Source organism: Lapidilactobacillus wuchangensis, assembly GCF_003946645.1.
GTDB classification, from domain to species: domain Bacteria; phylum Bacillota; class Bacilli; order Lactobacillales; family Lactobacillaceae; genus Lapidilactobacillus; species Lapidilactobacillus wuchangensis.
Window position 1 is genome coordinate 20,263 of record NZ_RHOU01000008.1, and the last position, 15,354, is coordinate 35,616.

16 protein-coding genes are annotated in these 15,354 nt (G+C 41.1%); 5 read left to right on the forward strand and 11 right to left on the reverse strand.

All coding sequences use genetic code 11. The annotated features are described in order from the left end of the window. Positions 1-31: 31 nt before the first annotated feature. Positions 32-940 carry an HNH endonuclease gene (locus EKM82_RS07520; RefSeq protein ID WP_164508167.1) on the reverse strand — a complete coding sequence of 303 codons (909 nt, stop codon included), beginning with the start codon at positions 938-940 and terminating at the stop codon, positions 32-34. A gap of 166 nt (positions 941-1,106) precedes the next feature. Next, positions 1,107-1,430 carry a hypothetical protein gene (locus tag EKM82_RS07525; protein WP_125767687.1) on the reverse strand — a complete coding sequence of 108 codons (324 nt, stop codon included), beginning with the start codon at positions 1,428-1,430 and terminating at the stop codon, positions 1,107-1,109. 181 nt (positions 1,431-1,611) lie between these two features. Between EKM82_RS07525 and EKM82_RS07530 the strand changes: the two genes are divergently transcribed. After that, positions 1,612-1,863 carry a hypothetical protein gene (locus tag EKM82_RS07530; protein ID WP_125767688.1) on the forward strand — a complete coding sequence of 84 codons (252 nt, stop codon included), beginning with the start codon at positions 1,612-1,614 and terminating at the stop codon, positions 1,861-1,863. Between the two features lie 54 nt (positions 1,864-1,917). Here the strand turns inward: EKM82_RS07530 and EKM82_RS11895 are convergent, their stop codons facing one another. The 5 genes from EKM82_RS11895 to EKM82_RS11465 all read right to left on the reverse strand — a co-directional run bounded on the left by EKM82_RS11895 (position 1,918) and on the right by EKM82_RS11465 (position 7,538). Beyond that, on the reverse strand, positions 1,918-2,049 hold the full coding sequence (locus tag EKM82_RS11895) for a hypothetical protein (RefSeq protein WP_263853122.1): 132 nt from the start codon (positions 2,047-2,049) through the stop codon (positions 1,918-1,920). Positions 2,050-2,168: 119 nt separating this feature from the next. Continuing rightward, positions 2,169-3,734, reverse strand: a complete 1,566-nt coding sequence (locus tag EKM82_RS07535) for a ClC family H(+)/Cl(-) exchange transporter (RefSeq protein WP_404802895.1) — start codon at positions 3,732-3,734, stop codon at positions 2,169-2,171. Between the two features lie 99 nt (positions 3,735-3,833). Next, positions 3,834-5,744: a tRNA uridine-5-carboxymethylaminomethyl(34) synthesis enzyme MnmG gene (gene mnmG / locus EKM82_RS07540; RefSeq protein WP_125767690.1), complete on the reverse strand. Its 1,911-nt coding sequence runs from the start codon at positions 5,742-5,744 to the stop codon at positions 3,834-3,836. A 5-nt stretch (positions 5,745-5,749) separates the two neighbouring features. Next, on the reverse strand, positions 5,750-7,135 hold the full coding sequence (gene mnmE / locus EKM82_RS07545) for a tRNA uridine-5-carboxymethylaminomethyl(34) synthesis GTPase MnmE (RefSeq protein WP_125767691.1): 1,386 nt from the start codon (positions 7,133-7,135) through the stop codon (positions 5,750-5,752). Between the two features lie 226 nt (positions 7,136-7,361). Next, complete coding sequence (locus EKM82_RS11465) at positions 7,362-7,538, reverse strand: hypothetical protein (protein ID WP_164508168.1); 177 nt, start codon at positions 7,536-7,538, stop codon at positions 7,362-7,364. 960 nt (positions 7,539-8,498) lie between these two features. Between EKM82_RS11465 and EKM82_RS11965 the strand changes: the two genes are divergently transcribed. Both EKM82_RS11965 and EKM82_RS11470 read left to right on the forward strand, forming a co-directional pair. Continuing rightward, positions 8,499-8,579: a type I toxin-antitoxin system Fst family toxin gene (locus EKM82_RS11965; protein WP_125767798.1), complete on the forward strand. Its 81-nt coding sequence runs from the start codon at positions 8,499-8,501 to the stop codon at positions 8,577-8,579. A gap of 326 nt (positions 8,580-8,905) precedes the next feature. Continuing rightward, the gene (locus tag EKM82_RS11470) at positions 8,906-9,106 is read left to right on the forward strand and encodes a hypothetical protein (protein ID WP_164508169.1); all 201 of its coding nucleotides are present in this window, start codon (positions 8,906-8,908) and stop codon (positions 9,104-9,106) included. Positions 9,107-9,132: 26 nt separating this feature from the next. Here EKM82_RS11470 and jag read toward each other — a convergent pair whose 3' ends face one another. The 4 genes from jag to rpmH form a co-directional block, all read right to left on the reverse strand. Further along, complete coding sequence (jag, locus tag EKM82_RS07555) at positions 9,133-9,951, reverse strand: RNA-binding cell elongation regulator Jag/EloR (RefSeq protein WP_125767692.1); 819 nt, start codon at positions 9,949-9,951, stop codon at positions 9,133-9,135. 32 nt (positions 9,952-9,983) lie between these two features. Then, positions 9,984-10,826 carry a membrane protein insertase YidC gene (gene yidC / locus EKM82_RS07560; protein ID WP_125767693.1) on the reverse strand — a complete coding sequence of 281 codons (843 nt, stop codon included), beginning with the start codon at positions 10,824-10,826 and terminating at the stop codon, positions 9,984-9,986. Between the two features lie 17 nt (positions 10,827-10,843). Further along, positions 10,844-11,209: a ribonuclease P protein component gene (rnpA, locus tag EKM82_RS07565; protein WP_125767694.1), complete on the reverse strand. Its 366-nt coding sequence runs from the start codon at positions 11,207-11,209 to the stop codon at positions 10,844-10,846. A 212-nt stretch (positions 11,210-11,421) separates the two neighbouring features. Then, positions 11,422-11,562 carry a 50S ribosomal protein L34 gene (gene rpmH, locus EKM82_RS07570; RefSeq protein ID WP_125647113.1) on the reverse strand — a complete coding sequence of 47 codons (141 nt, stop codon included), beginning with the start codon at positions 11,560-11,562 and terminating at the stop codon, positions 11,422-11,424. 516 nt (positions 11,563-12,078) lie between these two features. On the opposite strand from rpmH, the gene dnaA reads away from it, so the two are divergent. Both dnaA and dnaN read left to right on the forward strand, forming a co-directional pair. Further along, positions 12,079-13,422: a chromosomal replication initiator protein DnaA gene (gene dnaA, locus EKM82_RS07575; RefSeq protein WP_125767695.1), complete on the forward strand. Its 1,344-nt coding sequence runs from the start codon at positions 12,079-12,081 to the stop codon at positions 13,420-13,422. A 174-nt stretch (positions 13,423-13,596) separates the two neighbouring features. Continuing rightward, complete coding sequence (gene dnaN, locus EKM82_RS07580) at positions 13,597-14,736, forward strand: DNA polymerase III subunit beta (protein ID WP_125767696.1); 1,140 nt, start codon at positions 13,597-13,599, stop codon at positions 14,734-14,736. The last annotated feature ends 618 nt before the right edge of the window (positions 14,737-15,354 follow it).

Sequence of the window (15,354 nt, forward strand, 5' to 3'; positions counted from 1 at the left end):
GCGCCAACCTCCAATTTCTAAGTCGCTAATTTTAGTCAGCTACTTGTTGTAACTGCCAAATCTGAAATTTACTAATAATATAGTCGTGTCGTAATTGAATTAGTTTCTGATAGTCACTATCTTCCCCATCACGCAAACCTTGCACCACTTTAATTTGCTGCCGAATAGCTTGCAACTGTGGATTCGTTACTTCACCAGTTAAATGCCGTTGAGCTGCCAATTGATTTTGTAATTGCCGCTGTTGTTCATCTAGGCGTTGTAACGCCTGTTCACTGGCAACCAATTGCCGCAATAACGGTTGTAATTCTTGATTCCAGTCAACAAACAACTGATATGGCATATCGCCCTTCAGCCGATTGCATTCGCGGCAGGACAAAGTTAAGTTCTCCCAACGATTATCATTGGACAAGGCCACGGGATTTTTATGGTCGACACTATCGCCATAACGGCCACAATATTGGCATTGATGCTGATAATATTCTCGAACCCGCGCCCGCGTGGTGTAATCTAACGTATTCTTATCGAATAAGCCAGTCGTGTCACAACCAAGTCGTTTTAAATCCACGGGCACATTCCCCGTTAACTCAAAATCTGGCTGATCCTGCCAACGAATAACTTCTTGATAAAATTGTTGCCGCCGACCAGTGGTTTGCCAAGCAGCGGGCAGCGCATCGAAACTATTCAACAAACTGGTACAAGCTTTTCGTTGTTGCCGGGTTAGTTGTAACACTGGTTGTGACGCGGACTGTAATTGCGTTGGCAATCCTAGAAAAAGCCATTTTCGCGCCGCTGCAAAATAAGCAACCTGTTGATTTTGAAATGCAGCGGGTTTCAGCGAACGACTCTGGCACAGGTCACAAATACTGGTTACCACTTCGGCACTAGCTTGATAATGGTGTAAATTTAAATCCAACTGACAATAAGCACATCGTAAATGCATGGTAACCATCCTTTACTAAATTCGCAAAACGAAGCCCGTTTAACTTCAGCGATTCATTTAAGCGTCGGCAATTTAAGCAATGATGACAAAAGCCCGCACAATCAAATTAACGGATTGTACGGACTTTAACGGCCATCACAGCCACTTAACTCAAATTACGAGCTTTTTAAACAAAATCATCATAAACAATTTCAACTAACTGTTTCTTGGTGGCAAAGTTGACTTGATAAACCATTTGCTCCAAGGCCTTCTGATACTCGTCCAGCACATCTTCTGGTAACGGTGTGACCGTCGCTAATTTGGTAATCACCTCGTGTGGGTCATTAACGGCGCCTAAATCAACAAATAAATAAATTTTAGTTAGCAAATCGTGAACCAAGTCGGTCATGACACCATTTGGTTTACCATTTAAGTCAGTCAACGTTACCTGATCTGGTGAAACGTTCTGATGATTAACTGTGATAAATTTCAATACTTGAAAGACATTCATGGCATTTACCCCATTTAAACCAATTTACTCTTATCTTAGCACAAACCTAATAACTTTAGCATTCGTTAATAAAAAAAATCAATTCTTCAAATAATCATCACGATTTACCGCCACTTTTGTCCTTAGAACCATCACTTTTATCCGTTATGCTTGATTCATAGTCAACGAAAGGATGATAATCATGTTGATTAACGATAACAACCAAGAAATTACCACAATTCAAATTAAAAAAATTGTTAATGCTAAAAATATTGAATGCGAATCTGAAGATGGCCAACTGGTCAAGCTGCACCTAACCAAGGACCAGAAAAGTGACCCTTTGTTCTGGTGGAGCTTAGTTAAAATCTATACCGCTCAATTATGGATTCCGATCATGAAAAACACCCAGACTTTATTGAACTTTGATTGGCTGTCTGATGTTGCTACAAATTAAAAATCGTAAACAAAAAGAGTTGGAAAAATTTCCAACTCTTTTTTTATACTAAAATTATTTATCAGCGTCAGCTAATTTCTTCAAAGTAGCTAATACTTTGTCTTGAGCTTTGGCATTCTTTTTAACGTTAGTATGGTTAATAGGACGACGGTCGCCGTTCATACCAGTATGAGTGTTTTGTGACATGATGATCCTCCTAACTTATTCAATTAATTCTATTGCATTTGAGCAAATATTTCAACTATGAATTCAAACCCTATTATTTTAACACAAATTATTGCCCGGGAAATAAAATCAACCGTTTTTTAAGGTCGTAATTGATCCGCCTCACGACTAAAGGCGAGCAGCTCCGCCTTTACTTGGGCGCGGCGATCGTGATCAGTCAGCACAACTAAGGTGTCTCCGGCCCGAATTTCAGTATCGCCTTTGGGAATCACATCTTTGGAACCGCGACGAATTGACATTAATAACGTATTCTTAGGCCAGGAAATATCACGAACTTCTGTGCCCACGAAGCGGGTCCCTTCAAACACAGGAATTTCTAGACGATCATTCCGTCCCGTTAATTTCGCCAAGGTCTGATTTAGCTTCATTCGCGCTGATAATGATTCGTAAATTGGCTCACCACCGAGCACATCGACAACTAAGTAGGCCGTTAATGAAACCACCGCCAAGGGCATTAAATGGCTCAGACTGCCGACCATTTCCGTAATCAACAAAATCGCCGTAAATGGCGCCTTACCGATCCCCGCGAAATAACCCGCCATGGCAAAAATAACCAAATTCATAATTAATGGTGCTGGCAGCAAATGGGCCTGAACCATTAAAACACCGTACAGGTCGCCAATTAAAGCTCCCAAAGTCAGAATTGGTAAGAAAATGCCCCCGGGCAAACCAGAGCCATAGGAAACCATTGAGAAAATAAACCGCAGGCTAAACAGACCTAACACGATAATTGCGGCTGGCTGTTGTTGTGCCAAACTTAAGATCAAGCCATTGCCACCACCTAAAGTTTGGGGCCAGAAATAACCAACCACCATGACCAACAGCAAGGGCACAATGCCATCCCAACGCCGCGATAAGCGGGGAATTTTTTGATAAAGCCGGGGCATGTACAATAACACTTGTTGATACAAAATACCTAAGAGGCCAAGCACGACACCTAATAACAGTAAATGCCAATATAAATTTAAGGGAAAACTCGTATCATAATGAATTTGTAAAACTGGCGTCAGGCCAAAGAAGTTCGATGAAATAAAGTTGGCGCCCAGCGCGCCGGCCAATGATGACATCCAAACCAATGGCGAGAAATTATGATAAACTTCCTCCAAGACAAACATGGTCCCCGCCATGGGTGCGTTAAAAGCTGCTGACAAGCCACTAGCCGCGCCAGCCGCCAATAGCACCCGTTTGTTGGTTTCGTGTTCGTGGGTCAATTCAGCGAATCCCTGACCAATCGACGAACCTAACTGAATCGAGGGCCCTTCACGCCCAAGAAAGAGTCCCGAACCAATTGCTAAAACACCACCGACAAACTTGCGCCATAAAACCGACCACCAACTTAAATGTAGTGTTGTGGCCAGCTGCGCTTCAACTTCGGGAATCCCCGAGCCCATAATATGAGGTTCATTTTTAATCAAAAAAGCATTGATGCTGGCAATGATGATCAAGATGGCGCCAATCAACAGCAACCACTGCCATTGTTGATGAGCCAAGCCATACCAGTATTGCCACAGTTTAATTGATTTTTCGATGAGCAAACGAAATAAGCTGACCACTAATCCAGAAATCAGCCCTACTAACAGCCCTTTACCAATATATGCTAAATGATTAAAGTCTAATTTTGCCCGGAATTTTCCCACGTTCAACACCTCTACTACTATTAAAGGACAAAAAAGCCCTGATTGCCATCTTAAAATCGCAATCAGCGCTAATTTTCATAACTATTTAACTTCAGTTATCATAAAAAATTATGACTGGACCTTGGCGATCCGACCTTGTTCAATATATACACTCAAAATCGCTAAGTCAGCCGGATTGACCCCGCTAATTCGTGAAGCTTGGGCGATCGTCTCTGGCTGAATCTTGGTCAATTTCTGCCGCGCTTCTGTGGCCAAACCATTAATGGCCTCATAATCGATCCCAGCTGGAATTTGCTTTGCTTCTAAGCGGCGTAAACGAGCAATCTTTTGTTGTTCCTTATTGATATAGCCAGCATACTTCGTTTGAATTTCGACTTGTTCGGCACTATAACGGTCCAACTCTGGTTCAGCATTTGGCATGATCGTCATCAAATCAGCATAACTAATCTGGGGCCGCTTCAGAAATTCACTAGCTAAAATACCATCTTGCAATGGCGCCATCTCCTTAGCCGCCAACAGTTCAGCAACACCTGGCTGCTTCGGCTTGATTCGATAAGCATCTAACCGCTGTAATTCAGCGGTAATTGCGGCTTTTTTAGCCAAGAAGTGCTGGTGACGATTCTCAGAGATCAAGCCAAGTTGATAACCCTTCTCAGTCAAACGCAAATCAGCATTGTCATGACGCAAAATCAAGCGATATTCCGCACGACTCGTCAATAAACGATAAGGTTCATTAGTTCCCTTGGTTACTAAATCATCGATCATAACGCCGATATAAGCCTCATCCCGACCTAAAGTAAAGGGTGCATCACCTTTAGCTCGCAAAGCCGCGTTGATCCCAGCAACCAGGCCTTGACCGGCAGCTTCCTCGTAACCAGAAGTCCCGTTCATTTGGCCAGCTGTAAAGAGATTCTTCACTACTTTAGTTTCCAAACTATGGGTTAATTGCCAAGGCTCGATCACATCGTATTCAATGGCGTAACCAGGACGCATTAATTCGGCATGTTCCAAACCAGCAACGGAATGAAGCATCTTCAATTGAATTTCTTCCGGCATTGAAGTTGAGAAATCACCAACATAGTACTCTTCAGTATGGCGACCTTCTGGCTCCAAAAATAGTTGATGCCGTGGTTTGTCAGCAAAACGGACAATTTTGTCCTCGATTGAAGGGCAATAACGGGGGCCAACCCCTTCAATAATGCCGGAGAACATTGGCGCCCGGTCTAAATTATCGCGGATGATTTGATGAGTCGTACCATTGGTATAAGTCATCCAGCAAGACAATTGATCCTTAACGTAAGCTGAATCTGGAGTTAAGTAAGAGAAATGATGTGGTGTTTTGTCACCTGGTTGTTCGATGGTTTTATCATAGTCAATCGTATTACCATCAACTCGTGGTGGTGTCCCCGTCTTAAACCGGCGCAATTTGAATCCTAAATCTTCCAGATTCTCGGACAATTTAATTGATGGCAAAGAGTTGTTCGGACCTGATGAGTAGGTCAATTCACCAATAATAATCTTGCCCCGTGAAGAAGTTCCCGCTGTTAAAACCACACTTTTAGCAAAATATTGTGCACCAGTAGCCGTCACAACGCCTTGGCAAACGCCGTCTTTAACCATCACTTCATCAACCATACCTTGGCGTAAAGTTAAGTTAGGTTCTTTCTCAATCGTGTCTTTCATAACGGCGTGATAATCGGCCTTATCAGCTTGGGCGCGTAAGGCGCGTACGGCTGGACCTTTACCAGTATTTAGCATCCGCATTTGAATATAAGTCGCGTCAATATTGCGGCCCATTTGCCCACCAAGAGCATCAATTTCCCGGACGACTGTTCCTTTAGCAGGACCACCAACCGAAGGATTACATGGCATAAAGGCCACCATATCCAAGTTAATTGTTAATAATAATGTTTTTTGACCCATGCGGGCGGCGGCTAAAGCTGCTTCAGAACCAGCATGGCCAGCACCAACAACAATAACGTCATATTCTTTTGAAGGATATCGCTTTACTTCCAAAATTTAACCTACTTTCCTAAACAGAACTGGCTGAACAGTTGTGTAATCAATTCATCAGGTGCACTTTCGCCAGTAATTTCACCGAGCTTATCCCAACAAGTAGTCATGTCGATTTGGACTAAATCAACTGGTAAACCCTGATCTAAACCTGATAGCACTTGTTGTAATGACGCCCGAGCTTGTTGTAATAAACCGATTTGGCGATTATTTGACACTAAAATATCTTTTTGCTGATTTTCAATGCCACCAAAGAATAACGTCTTAATTTCCGTTTCAATCGTCGTCAGGCCAACTTTCGTTTTGACCGAAGCGACAATCGGATCTTCTTTAACGCCAATTGCTGCTAAGGTTGCTGGCGTAATTTGCGACGTTAAATCAGCCTTATTCAGCACGATCATGCGCTTTTGCTGAGCCGTTAAGTCCAGCAATTCCCGATCTTCTTTCGTTAAAGCCTCACTGGCATCTAACACTAAAATCACTAAATCAGCTTCAGATAAAGCCTTTTTGCTACGAGCGACACCGATTTTTTCAACCTTATCGTCAGTCTCGTGAATACCGGCAGTGTCGATCAACTTCAGCGGTACGCCTTGAACATTGACATATTCCTCAAGCACATCCCGCGTGGTCCCAGCAACATCGGTAACAATCGCTTTATCCTCATGCAACAGGTAATTCAACAATGATGATTTACCAACGTTAGGCCGGCCAATAATCGCTGTTGCCAAACCTTCACGGAGAATTTTACCTTGGTCAGCTGTCGCTAACAGTTGGTCAATTTCGTGTTCAACTTGAATCGCTTTTTCCCGCAACATTTGCGCGGTTAATTGTTCTTCATCATATTCTGGATAATCAATATTAACTTCAACTTGGGCCAATACTTGCAAAATTTCTTGACGTAAGTTTTTGATTAAATGTTGGAGATTACCATCTAATTGCGTTAAAGCAACTTTCATCGCCTGGTCAGTTTTGGCGCGAATTAAATCCATCACGGATTCAGCCTGGGTCAAATCAATTCGCCCATTCAAAAAGGCCCGCTTAGTAAATTCACCCGGTTCGGCCATGCGCGCACCAACTGCCAGCAATAATTGTAAAATGCGATTGGTGGCAACGATCCCACCATGACAGTTAATTTCCACCACATCTTCACGGGTGAACGTCTTCGGCGCTAACATCACTGACACCATTACTTCGTCCAACTCTTGGTGATCGCGGGGGTCAACAATGTGGCCATAATGAATCGTATGACTGGTGACTTTGGTTAAATTAGCCCCTTTGAAAACGTGATTAGCCAACGCGACTGCCTGATCGCCAGACAGCCGCACAATTGAAATGGCCCCTTCACCAGGCGGCGTTGAAATTGCGGCAATGGTATCATATTCCGTTACAGTTGCCATATTTGCGAAAACCTCTTTCTATTTATAAACATAAAAAAAGCGCCTAAAATCCGCCACTTTCGTCAGCTAACCAATCCAAATTGGTCCACTAAAAAAGAAAATGACAGATAAAGCACTTTGACTACTTCATCAATTCAGTTTGTAGACATAATATAAGCCAAAAATTGCGATTTGTCAAAATAGCGTGTGAGGAGTGGTGGTTGATTCAAATGAAAGTTCAAAACAATTAAAACCTAGTGAGGTGTTGAAACAGAATTGGTTCTGACTGCATTGCGGGCTTGCTGGTTGTGGAACGCTGCCGACGTTGATCTGAGCCTTTGTTGCACAAAGTCTCAGATACAAGTCTTATTGTAAGTGCTGAAGCGCTAACAATAATTTGGCGGCTGACAACCACGCCCTCCATTCAGTCTGGAGTTGAGGTGGTGCACGTCAGCTTTTTTCGAACTTGAAGCAAGAATAGTGGGGACTAATCAACTCGATCTGAATTGCAATGTAGTAACATTAGTACCAATTCAGAAATTGATCATGAATTTAAAGTTACATTCAAACTAAACTACAAACATATTTGACGTCTACTGGGACTAGCAAATAAATTAGTTATCTTCTATAATGTGATTGACATAACAATTTAATTAAGGAGCTGATTCATTTGCAACGAAATTGGGAATTAGTGAAATGGTTAAATGTTTTAATTATTGGCTCAATTTTTTTCGCATTACCTTCGCAATGGAAAGTCCTTAAGTTAAGCGTTAAACCTCATCTACTTCTATTAAAATCCAATCGACACCAATAAAATTTAAGGAGGGAAATGATTTGTCTAAAAGAATAGTTAGGTCTGTTTTTATCATTGGGGTACTTTCTATTGGTGTGCTTTTATCAACCGTCCCAGCAAAATGGGCAGATGACTAATACTAATCTCGAACTATCCAGTATTGGGTGAATCTCAAGGAATATCTTCATTGACACTGATCTCGGCTTCTGAACTTAAAATCAACATTCCTTACAAACTGAGGAACAGCAATAATGCTTTCCTGTTAATAGTTATCAAAATAGCGTGATCGACATTCTTTAGTCTCACTTAAAGAAACTGTCAATCACGCTTTGTTATTCAATAAATATTAGGTTTGCTAACTTAAAGCGAAGGTCATTAATGTAATCGCAAGGATCCTGCCGTCTCGATTAAAAATTGATCAAAATTATCATACCTAATTTTTATAAAAAACGTATAAATACGCAATTAATAGATTTTTCACTTTACTAATTCAAAAATATTGTTTACAAATTAACAATATTTTATGTCATAATAAAGATGTTGCCTTGTCAATCTGTTGACAAACCTCAGGCAGATTGGAGGTGACTAATTATGATTGAATCACTTTTGGTTCAGTTACTTGTGGGTGTCCTATTGGCACTTTTTAATTACTGGTTGAGTAACCGCAAGTAGTAATTCCAAGGCAATCATTCAACCCACCCGTTTATTAACTAAATAAATGTAAAAAAAAGCCCACAACTATTAGCGGTAGTTGTGGGCTTTGGTGACTAATCTGTTGAATCACTTTTGTAAGTTCATTGTATCATTAAATAGTTAAAAAGCAAACCGATTGTTGTTGATATCCGTGCAGATTGTGCAAACTGTCAAACAGACTTATTTGTGCTCTATTCAATTGTCATCACAATTCGAATCAAGTTGATTAATCCCACTACGATTGCCTTAAAATCGAACAATGATGAAATGCACTATCTCAACTCCAGACGGAATGGAGGGCGTGGTTGTCAGCCGCCAAATTATTCTTAGTGGCTGTGCCACTTAGAATAAGGCTTGTATCTAAGACAATTTGGTTTGTAATTGGCTTAGATCAATGCCGGCCGCGTTCCACAACCAGCAAGCCCGCAATGCAGTCAAAATCTGTTCTGTTTAACGGTGTTCATTCAAAGAAACGACTTGGCAAAAAAAACGACCAGCGCTGTTAATCAGCAACTGGTCGTTTTTTAAATATTTAAGGTAATTTCACGGTTTTCCGTGGGGCAATGACTACATAACGATCAGGATCGTTACCTTCAGAGAAAGTTTCCACGTAAGGACTGTCCGCCAATAACGTATGAATCAACTTACGTTCAAATGATGGCATTGGGTCTAAATAAACCGCTTGATGATCAGCAATCACATCACGGGCTGTCCGTTTAGCCAATGCTGTCAACGCTCGATCACGTCGTTCCCGATAATCGCCGACATTTAAGACGATGATCTGATGAGTTCGACCACGATGATTGAAGAAAGTCTGACTTAAATACTGCAATGAATTAATCGAGCGGCCATGCTTGCCAATCAATAATCCTTCTTTGGCAGTATCCAAATGGAAAATAATTTCCTGAGGTTTTTGTTCAACTCGTACTAATGATGGTGCGCCCAGTCGTTTCGTTAAGTCAGTTAAATAAACCGCCAAATCTTTAACTGCTTGTTCATCACTACGCGGTGTTTCTGCAACTTTTTTAGCTTTGGCTGGTTTCGTTGCTACCGCTGTGGCTGCCTTAGTAGTTGCGGTGCTTGCTGCCGCCTTAACGACGGATTTCTGTGGGTCATTGGCCGCATCAGCACGCATATGTTGTTGCATTTTTTGCTCATTAACTTGTTGTTTCTTGGCTTTAACTTCTGGTGAAATAACCACTTCAACTAGGGCCGTTTTCTTACCGATACCAAGAAAACCGCGACTAGCTGGGCGAATCACTTCAATTGAAGCCTCAGCTTTAGTTAACTTTAATTCACTTAAACCATTTGCAATTGCAGCGTCGACAGTGACGCCTTCAAATTGTGCCATTGATCACTCACTCCAGTTTCTTAAACTTGAAATTAATGACGTCGATAAGCACGTTTCCGTGCCCGCCGCAACGCCTTTTCTTTTTCGCGTTTTTCCGCTTCTTTGGCTTCTCGTTCACGCCGAGCCTTGAATGGGTTTTGCAGAATCAGTGTCTGGACAACTTGGAATGCGTTAGAAATAACCCAGTATAACGTAATTGCTGAAGCCATGTTCAAAGCTGGAATGGTAATCATTAACGGCATGACGTACATCATGACTTTGCCAGAAGCACCGCTTTGGGGCATCGATAAATTACTAATATAAGTTGCCAAGAATGTGAAGATCCCCGCCAAAATTGCCATGATGTAATACGGATCTTTCTCACCTAATTGCATCCACAGGAAAGTCCCTTGTCGCAATTCAGTTGTCCGCCAAATAGCTTGGTACAAAGCGTACATGAATGGTAACTGGATCAACATTGGTAAGCAGCCCATTAAGGGGTTAACGCCAGCTTCGGACATTAATTTCTGTGACTCTTGCCGTAATGTTTGTTGGGTTTCTGCATCTTTAGCACTGTACTTCTTTTGCAAAGCTTGCAATTCTGGTTGAATCGCACTTTGCTTCTGCATATTCTTGGTGCTGAAATGGTTCAGCGGTAACAAAATAATCCGCACAATAATGGTGAAGACCACAATTGCCCAGCCATAACTATTGCCCAAGAATGACGCAATCTTCAAAATAAACCAAGAGAATGGATACAAAATATAATGATCCCAAAAACCAGGTGTTTTACTAGTAATCGGGGCATTTAAATTAGAACAGCCGGCCAAAATAATAACAAGACTTAATAATGAGACCAGCAAAATGATTTTCTTTAACTGTGGTCGTTTCTTCACTAATTTTCCCTCACGAATCAATCGACTTGATTTTCTTGTTTTGGATTCAACAACTGACTCAATTTTAGCACATGGATTAGATTTGTTTTAGTCTCTTTCATATCCAAATTTTTAGCGTTCTTACGCGCAATCACTAAAAAGTCCACATCTTGCCGTAATTGCGGCTCTAATTCCTGCAGACTTTGACGGATATAACGTTTAATTTGATTACGACAAACGGCGGTGTGACCAACTTTCTTGCCAACAGAAATGCCCACGCGAAAATGAGCTTGCCCAGTTTTGGGTAGCTGATAAATCACAAAATTACGATTTGCTTTCGAGTGACCAGCTTCAAATACTTGTTGAAACTCCCGCTCTTTCTTTACTCGATAACGTTTACGCATTACACGAACCCAAACTTTCACTCAGTAAAATAAAAAATAACGAGTTTGCTAAAAAGCACTTAATTGCCTTTAAAGTCAAAAACACCGATATCCGCAAATTTGGATAGCGGTGTTTTCGGATCAAGCAATTGAGCAGCTCTTTTTCGAATAACTACCAAATTAGGCCCACAAATTGTCGACCTAATAAAAAAACCACTGAAACTTCAGTGGCCTTAAGCAGATAACACTTTTCTACCTTTAGTACGACGTCTTGCTAATACTTTACGGCCGTTCTTAGTGCTCATCCGTTTCATGAAACCGTGAACGCGTTGACGATGACGTTTCTTTGGTTGATATGTCCGTTTTGTTGTCATGTGTGTGGCACCTCCTACTATAAGTGGATACACCATGAAGATCGTTTTTTTCGAAAAGTTCTTCAAGCGCAATTACTTTAAATATACTATCATATGCGCGCCTAAAAATAAACCAGCAGTTGCGATTTTTTTCATAAAATATACACATTTTCGCAAATTTTCTTGTTGATAGGCTGTGGAAAAGTCACCACTTAAAAAATGTTTGTCCACTGGTTTTGGGGACAATTTCGATAATTCACCGATTTTGGGATAACTTTACGCACAGCTTGGGGAATGGTGGATAACCTGAATGTAAGCTTGTCCTAACGCGACTGTTTGTCCACAGGTTGTTGTGGAAACTGCCAAAATACATTTAACTTATTCACTTTATCAACAGCCTGTGGATAATTTTGTTATCACCTGTGCATTACTTTTATTTTTTCTCGGCAAATCTGTGGAAAACTTTTTTTTTACGCCTATTTCTTGTATACTGAAGCAGTATCTTTATTTTTTATTTCCAATTAAAGGGGCGTCACCATGGATAACGCGAAATTACTATGGCAACAATTGGACGCCGAGTATAAGAAAACTTTCGAACCATTAAGCTATGAAACCTGGATCAAAACCGTTGTCCCGCTGCGAGTCAGCAATCAAACGTTGGTATTGGAGGTACCTTCGCAGTACCACGCTGACTATTGGCGAATTCGGTTAATCGACCAAGCAACGGTTTCGTTGCAAAAAATTAGTGGTGAGAATTTAAATATTAAACTCGTCGTCAAAAATGAAAACGAGGATCCAGTGGCTGAGGAAGATACCGCAGTCATTGATCCTGGTGAACCAGGGCAAGTCTACTCTCATGACACCCACTTAAATGACAAATATACTTTCGAAAATTTTGTCACTGGTGGGGGCAACTATCTCGCTCAAGCCGCGGCTTTATCAGCTGCCGAAGAACCGGGACAAATTTACAATCCGCTGAACATTTACGGCGGTGTGGGTTTAGGTAAAACCCATTTGATGCAAGCAATTGGCCATGAAGTTTTAAGACGCAATCCTAAAGCGAAGGTCAAATACGTCACCAGTGAAGAATTCGCCAATGATTTCATCAATTCGATTCAAACTCGGCGCCAAGAAGAATTCCGCCGCGAATACCGGTCCGTCGATTTGTTGTTGGTTGACGATATCCAATTCTTCGCTGAAAAAGAAGCGACTCAGGAAGAATTCTTCCATACTTTCAACAAGTTATATGAAAATAAAAAACAAATTGTCCTCACTTCTGATCGAGTGCCAAACGAAATTCCAAAGCTGGAAGATCGGTTAGTATCACGGTTTAAATGGGGATTATCAACTGATATCACGCCGCCAGATTTGGAAACGCGAATTGCGATTTTGCGGAACAAAGCCCAAGCTGAAGGTCTGGAAATCGATGACCAAACGTTAAGCTACATCGCCAGCCAAATCGACACTAACATCCGTGAATTAGAAGGCGCGCTGGTCCGCGTCCAAGCTTACTGCACCATTAACAAAATCGATATTAATTTAGAAAACGCCATGGCCGCCCTCCGCGGTTTACAAGAGATTTCCGCTGAACGCGGCTTATCCATTAGCAAAATTCAGGAAATCGTCGCTCAATATTATCGCCTGCAAGTTTCCGATTTAACAGGTAAGAAACGAACTAAAAACATTGTCGAACCGCGCCAAATCGCGATGTATCTTTCCCGAGAATTAACCGAAAATTCCCTACCAAAAATTGGTAAAGAATTCGGCGGCAAAGATCACACCACCGTGATTCACGCTTACGATAAAATTAGTCAAAACTTACTTAGCGATGCTGAATTGAAAAAACAACTCAGTGATCTGCGGAAATTATTGCAGGGTTAAAAAAGCGACCTGTGGATAATTAAAAAATCATCCCCAAATCTTTCCACAAGTTATCCACAGTGGAAAACAATTAAAATCATTTCTTCAAGTCAGTTTTCCACAGCTTCAACAGGCCCTACTATTATTACTTTTAAAAGCTTTATATAATTAACTAAACACCTAGGAGGAACTTCTATGAAATTCACGATCAATCGAACTGCTTTTTTACGTTACTTCAATGATGTTTCACGTGCCATCCCTTCAAAAACTGCCATCTCAATTTTGACAGGTCTTAAATTAGATTTAACTAATGATGGTTTGCAACTAACTGGGAGCAACGCTGATATTTCCATCGAATCATTCTTACCTGTTACTGATGAAGAACTGGATTTACAAGTTGAATCTGTTGGTGCCGTTGTTTTAAGTGCGCGCTTTTTTGGTGAAGTAGTTAAACGATTACCTGATGAAACCTTTACCTTTGATGTTCGCGACAATTTCCAAACCGTTTTAACTTCAGGCCAATCAGAATTCACGATTAATGGTTTCGATGCCAATAATTATCCACGCTTACCAGAAATCGAAGAACAAAATGAACTGAAAATTAACGCTGACATTTTGCGCGACTTGATCAACCAAACCGTTTTGGCTGTTTCAAACCAAGAAAGTCGGCCAATTTTAACTGGGGTTCATTTCATGATCGACGGTAATGGCCTATTGGCAGTAGCGACTGACAGCCATCGTTTAGCACAACGTCGCTTGGACTTAGAAAATATTACTGGCACTTATAACTTAGTGATTCCTGGTAAAAGTTTACTAGAATTAGGCCGGATGTTAGCTGATCTTAAAGAAGACGTCAGCCTAAAAATCAATGAAAATCAAGTCTTATTCTCCTTTGGCAATACGAAATTCTATTCACGCTTACTAGAAGGAAATTATCCTGACACCACTAAATTAATTCCAACAGATGCCAACACCACTTTGCAATTATCTGCCGGCGATTTATTATCTGCCATCGACCGGGCTTCATTGTTATCTCACGCTAGTCGCAGTAACGTGGTGCGCTTGATTTTAAATCCGGCCAACAATGTGGCAACGCTATCCAGTACTTCGCCAGACGTAGGGACCACTGAAGAAAACTTACAAATTTCAACTTTGTCAGGTGAAGAATTAGATATTTCCTTTAACCCTGATTATATGAAAGATGCCTTACGGGCCTTTGGTGCCACTGATATTATTTTGGCCTTCACCACCAACTTACGGCCATTTACGTTATACCCATCTGAGGACAAAGAACATTACATCCAACTGATCACCCCAGTCCGGACTTTCAACTAAAAAAGAAAAACATGTTTCGCTGCAGCGTTGATTTTGACTTTAAGTCAGAATTAACGCTGCTTTTTTGTGAGCAAAAAATAATAAGTGGGATGTATGATTATGCAATTCGCGATAATAAAGGAAAGTGTTGTAAGATAATTTTGTTGTATAACAGCGATGACAAAAATGTCCGTAAAGCGCTTCCTGAATGAGGATGGCAGAGTGTTTGATTCTGAGAAGATGTTTAAACAGAACTTGTTTTGACTACATTGCGGGCTGCTTGGCGTGGAACGCGGCCGGCGTTGATTTGAGCTTATTGCTTTGCAACAATCTCAAATACAAGCCTTGTTCTAAGTGGCACAGCCACTAAGAACAATTTGGCGGCTGACGCCAAGATCCCTCCATTTCGTCTGGAGTTGAGTTAGTGCAGTTCACATTTGTTAGTGTTTAAGGCAGTGTTAGTAGGATTCATTAACTCAATTCAATCAGTAGTAATAGTTGAACAGCAACTAAAAAAGTGGTGTGACAACTCTATTTTCCAGTAGAAATTGTCACACCTTTTTTATTTCCCTACAATCTGGTTCGGCCAAATAGTGGCGATCAAATTTGTCAGTTTCATCCAGGCAGGGGCCCAACGAT

What these genes read in the sequence shown, in the direction of transcription:
- EKM82_RS07520 (WP_164508167.1), bottom strand. Translation starts at nt 940, where the DNA reads ATGCATTTACGATGTGCTTATTGTCAGTTGGATTTAAATTTACACCAT.
- EKM82_RS07525 (WP_125767687.1), bottom strand. Translation starts at nt 1,430, where the DNA reads ATGAATGTCTTTCAAGTATTGAAATTTATCACAGTTAATCATCAGAAC.
- EKM82_RS07530 (WP_125767688.1), top strand. Translation starts at nt 1,612, where the DNA reads ATGTTGATTAACGATAACAACCAAGAAATTACCACAATTCAAATTAAA.
- EKM82_RS11895 (WP_263853122.1), bottom strand. Translation starts at nt 2,049, where the DNA reads ATGTCACAAAACACTCATACTGGTATGAACGGCGACCGTCGTCCTATT.
- mnmE (WP_125767691.1), bottom strand. Translation starts at nt 7,135, where the DNA reads ATGGCAACTGTAACGGAATATGATACCATTGCCGCAATTTCAACGCCG.
- EKM82_RS11465 (WP_164508168.1), bottom strand. Translation starts at nt 7,538, where the DNA reads ATGGAGGGCGTGGTTGTCAGCCGCCAAATTATTGTTAGCGCTTCAGCA.
- EKM82_RS11965 (WP_125767798.1), top strand. Translation starts at nt 8,499, where the DNA reads ATGATTGAATCACTTTTGGTTCAGTTACTTGTGGGTGTCCTATTGGCA.
- jag (WP_125767692.1), bottom strand. Translation starts at nt 9,951, where the DNA reads ATGGCACAATTTGAAGGCGTCACTGTCGACGCTGCAATTGCAAATGGT.
- rnpA (WP_125767694.1), bottom strand. Translation starts at nt 11,209, where the DNA reads ATGCGTAAACGTTATCGAGTAAAGAAAGAGCGGGAGTTTCAACAAGTA.
- rpmH (WP_125647113.1), bottom strand. Translation starts at nt 11,562, where the DNA reads ATGACAACAAAACGGACATATCAACCAAAGAAACGTCATCGTCAACGC.
- dnaA (WP_125767695.1), top strand. Translation starts at nt 12,079, where the DNA reads ATGGATAACGCGAAATTACTATGGCAACAATTGGACGCCGAGTATAAG.
- dnaN (WP_125767696.1), top strand. Translation starts at nt 13,597, where the DNA reads ATGAAATTCACGATCAATCGAACTGCTTTTTTACGTTACTTCAATGAT.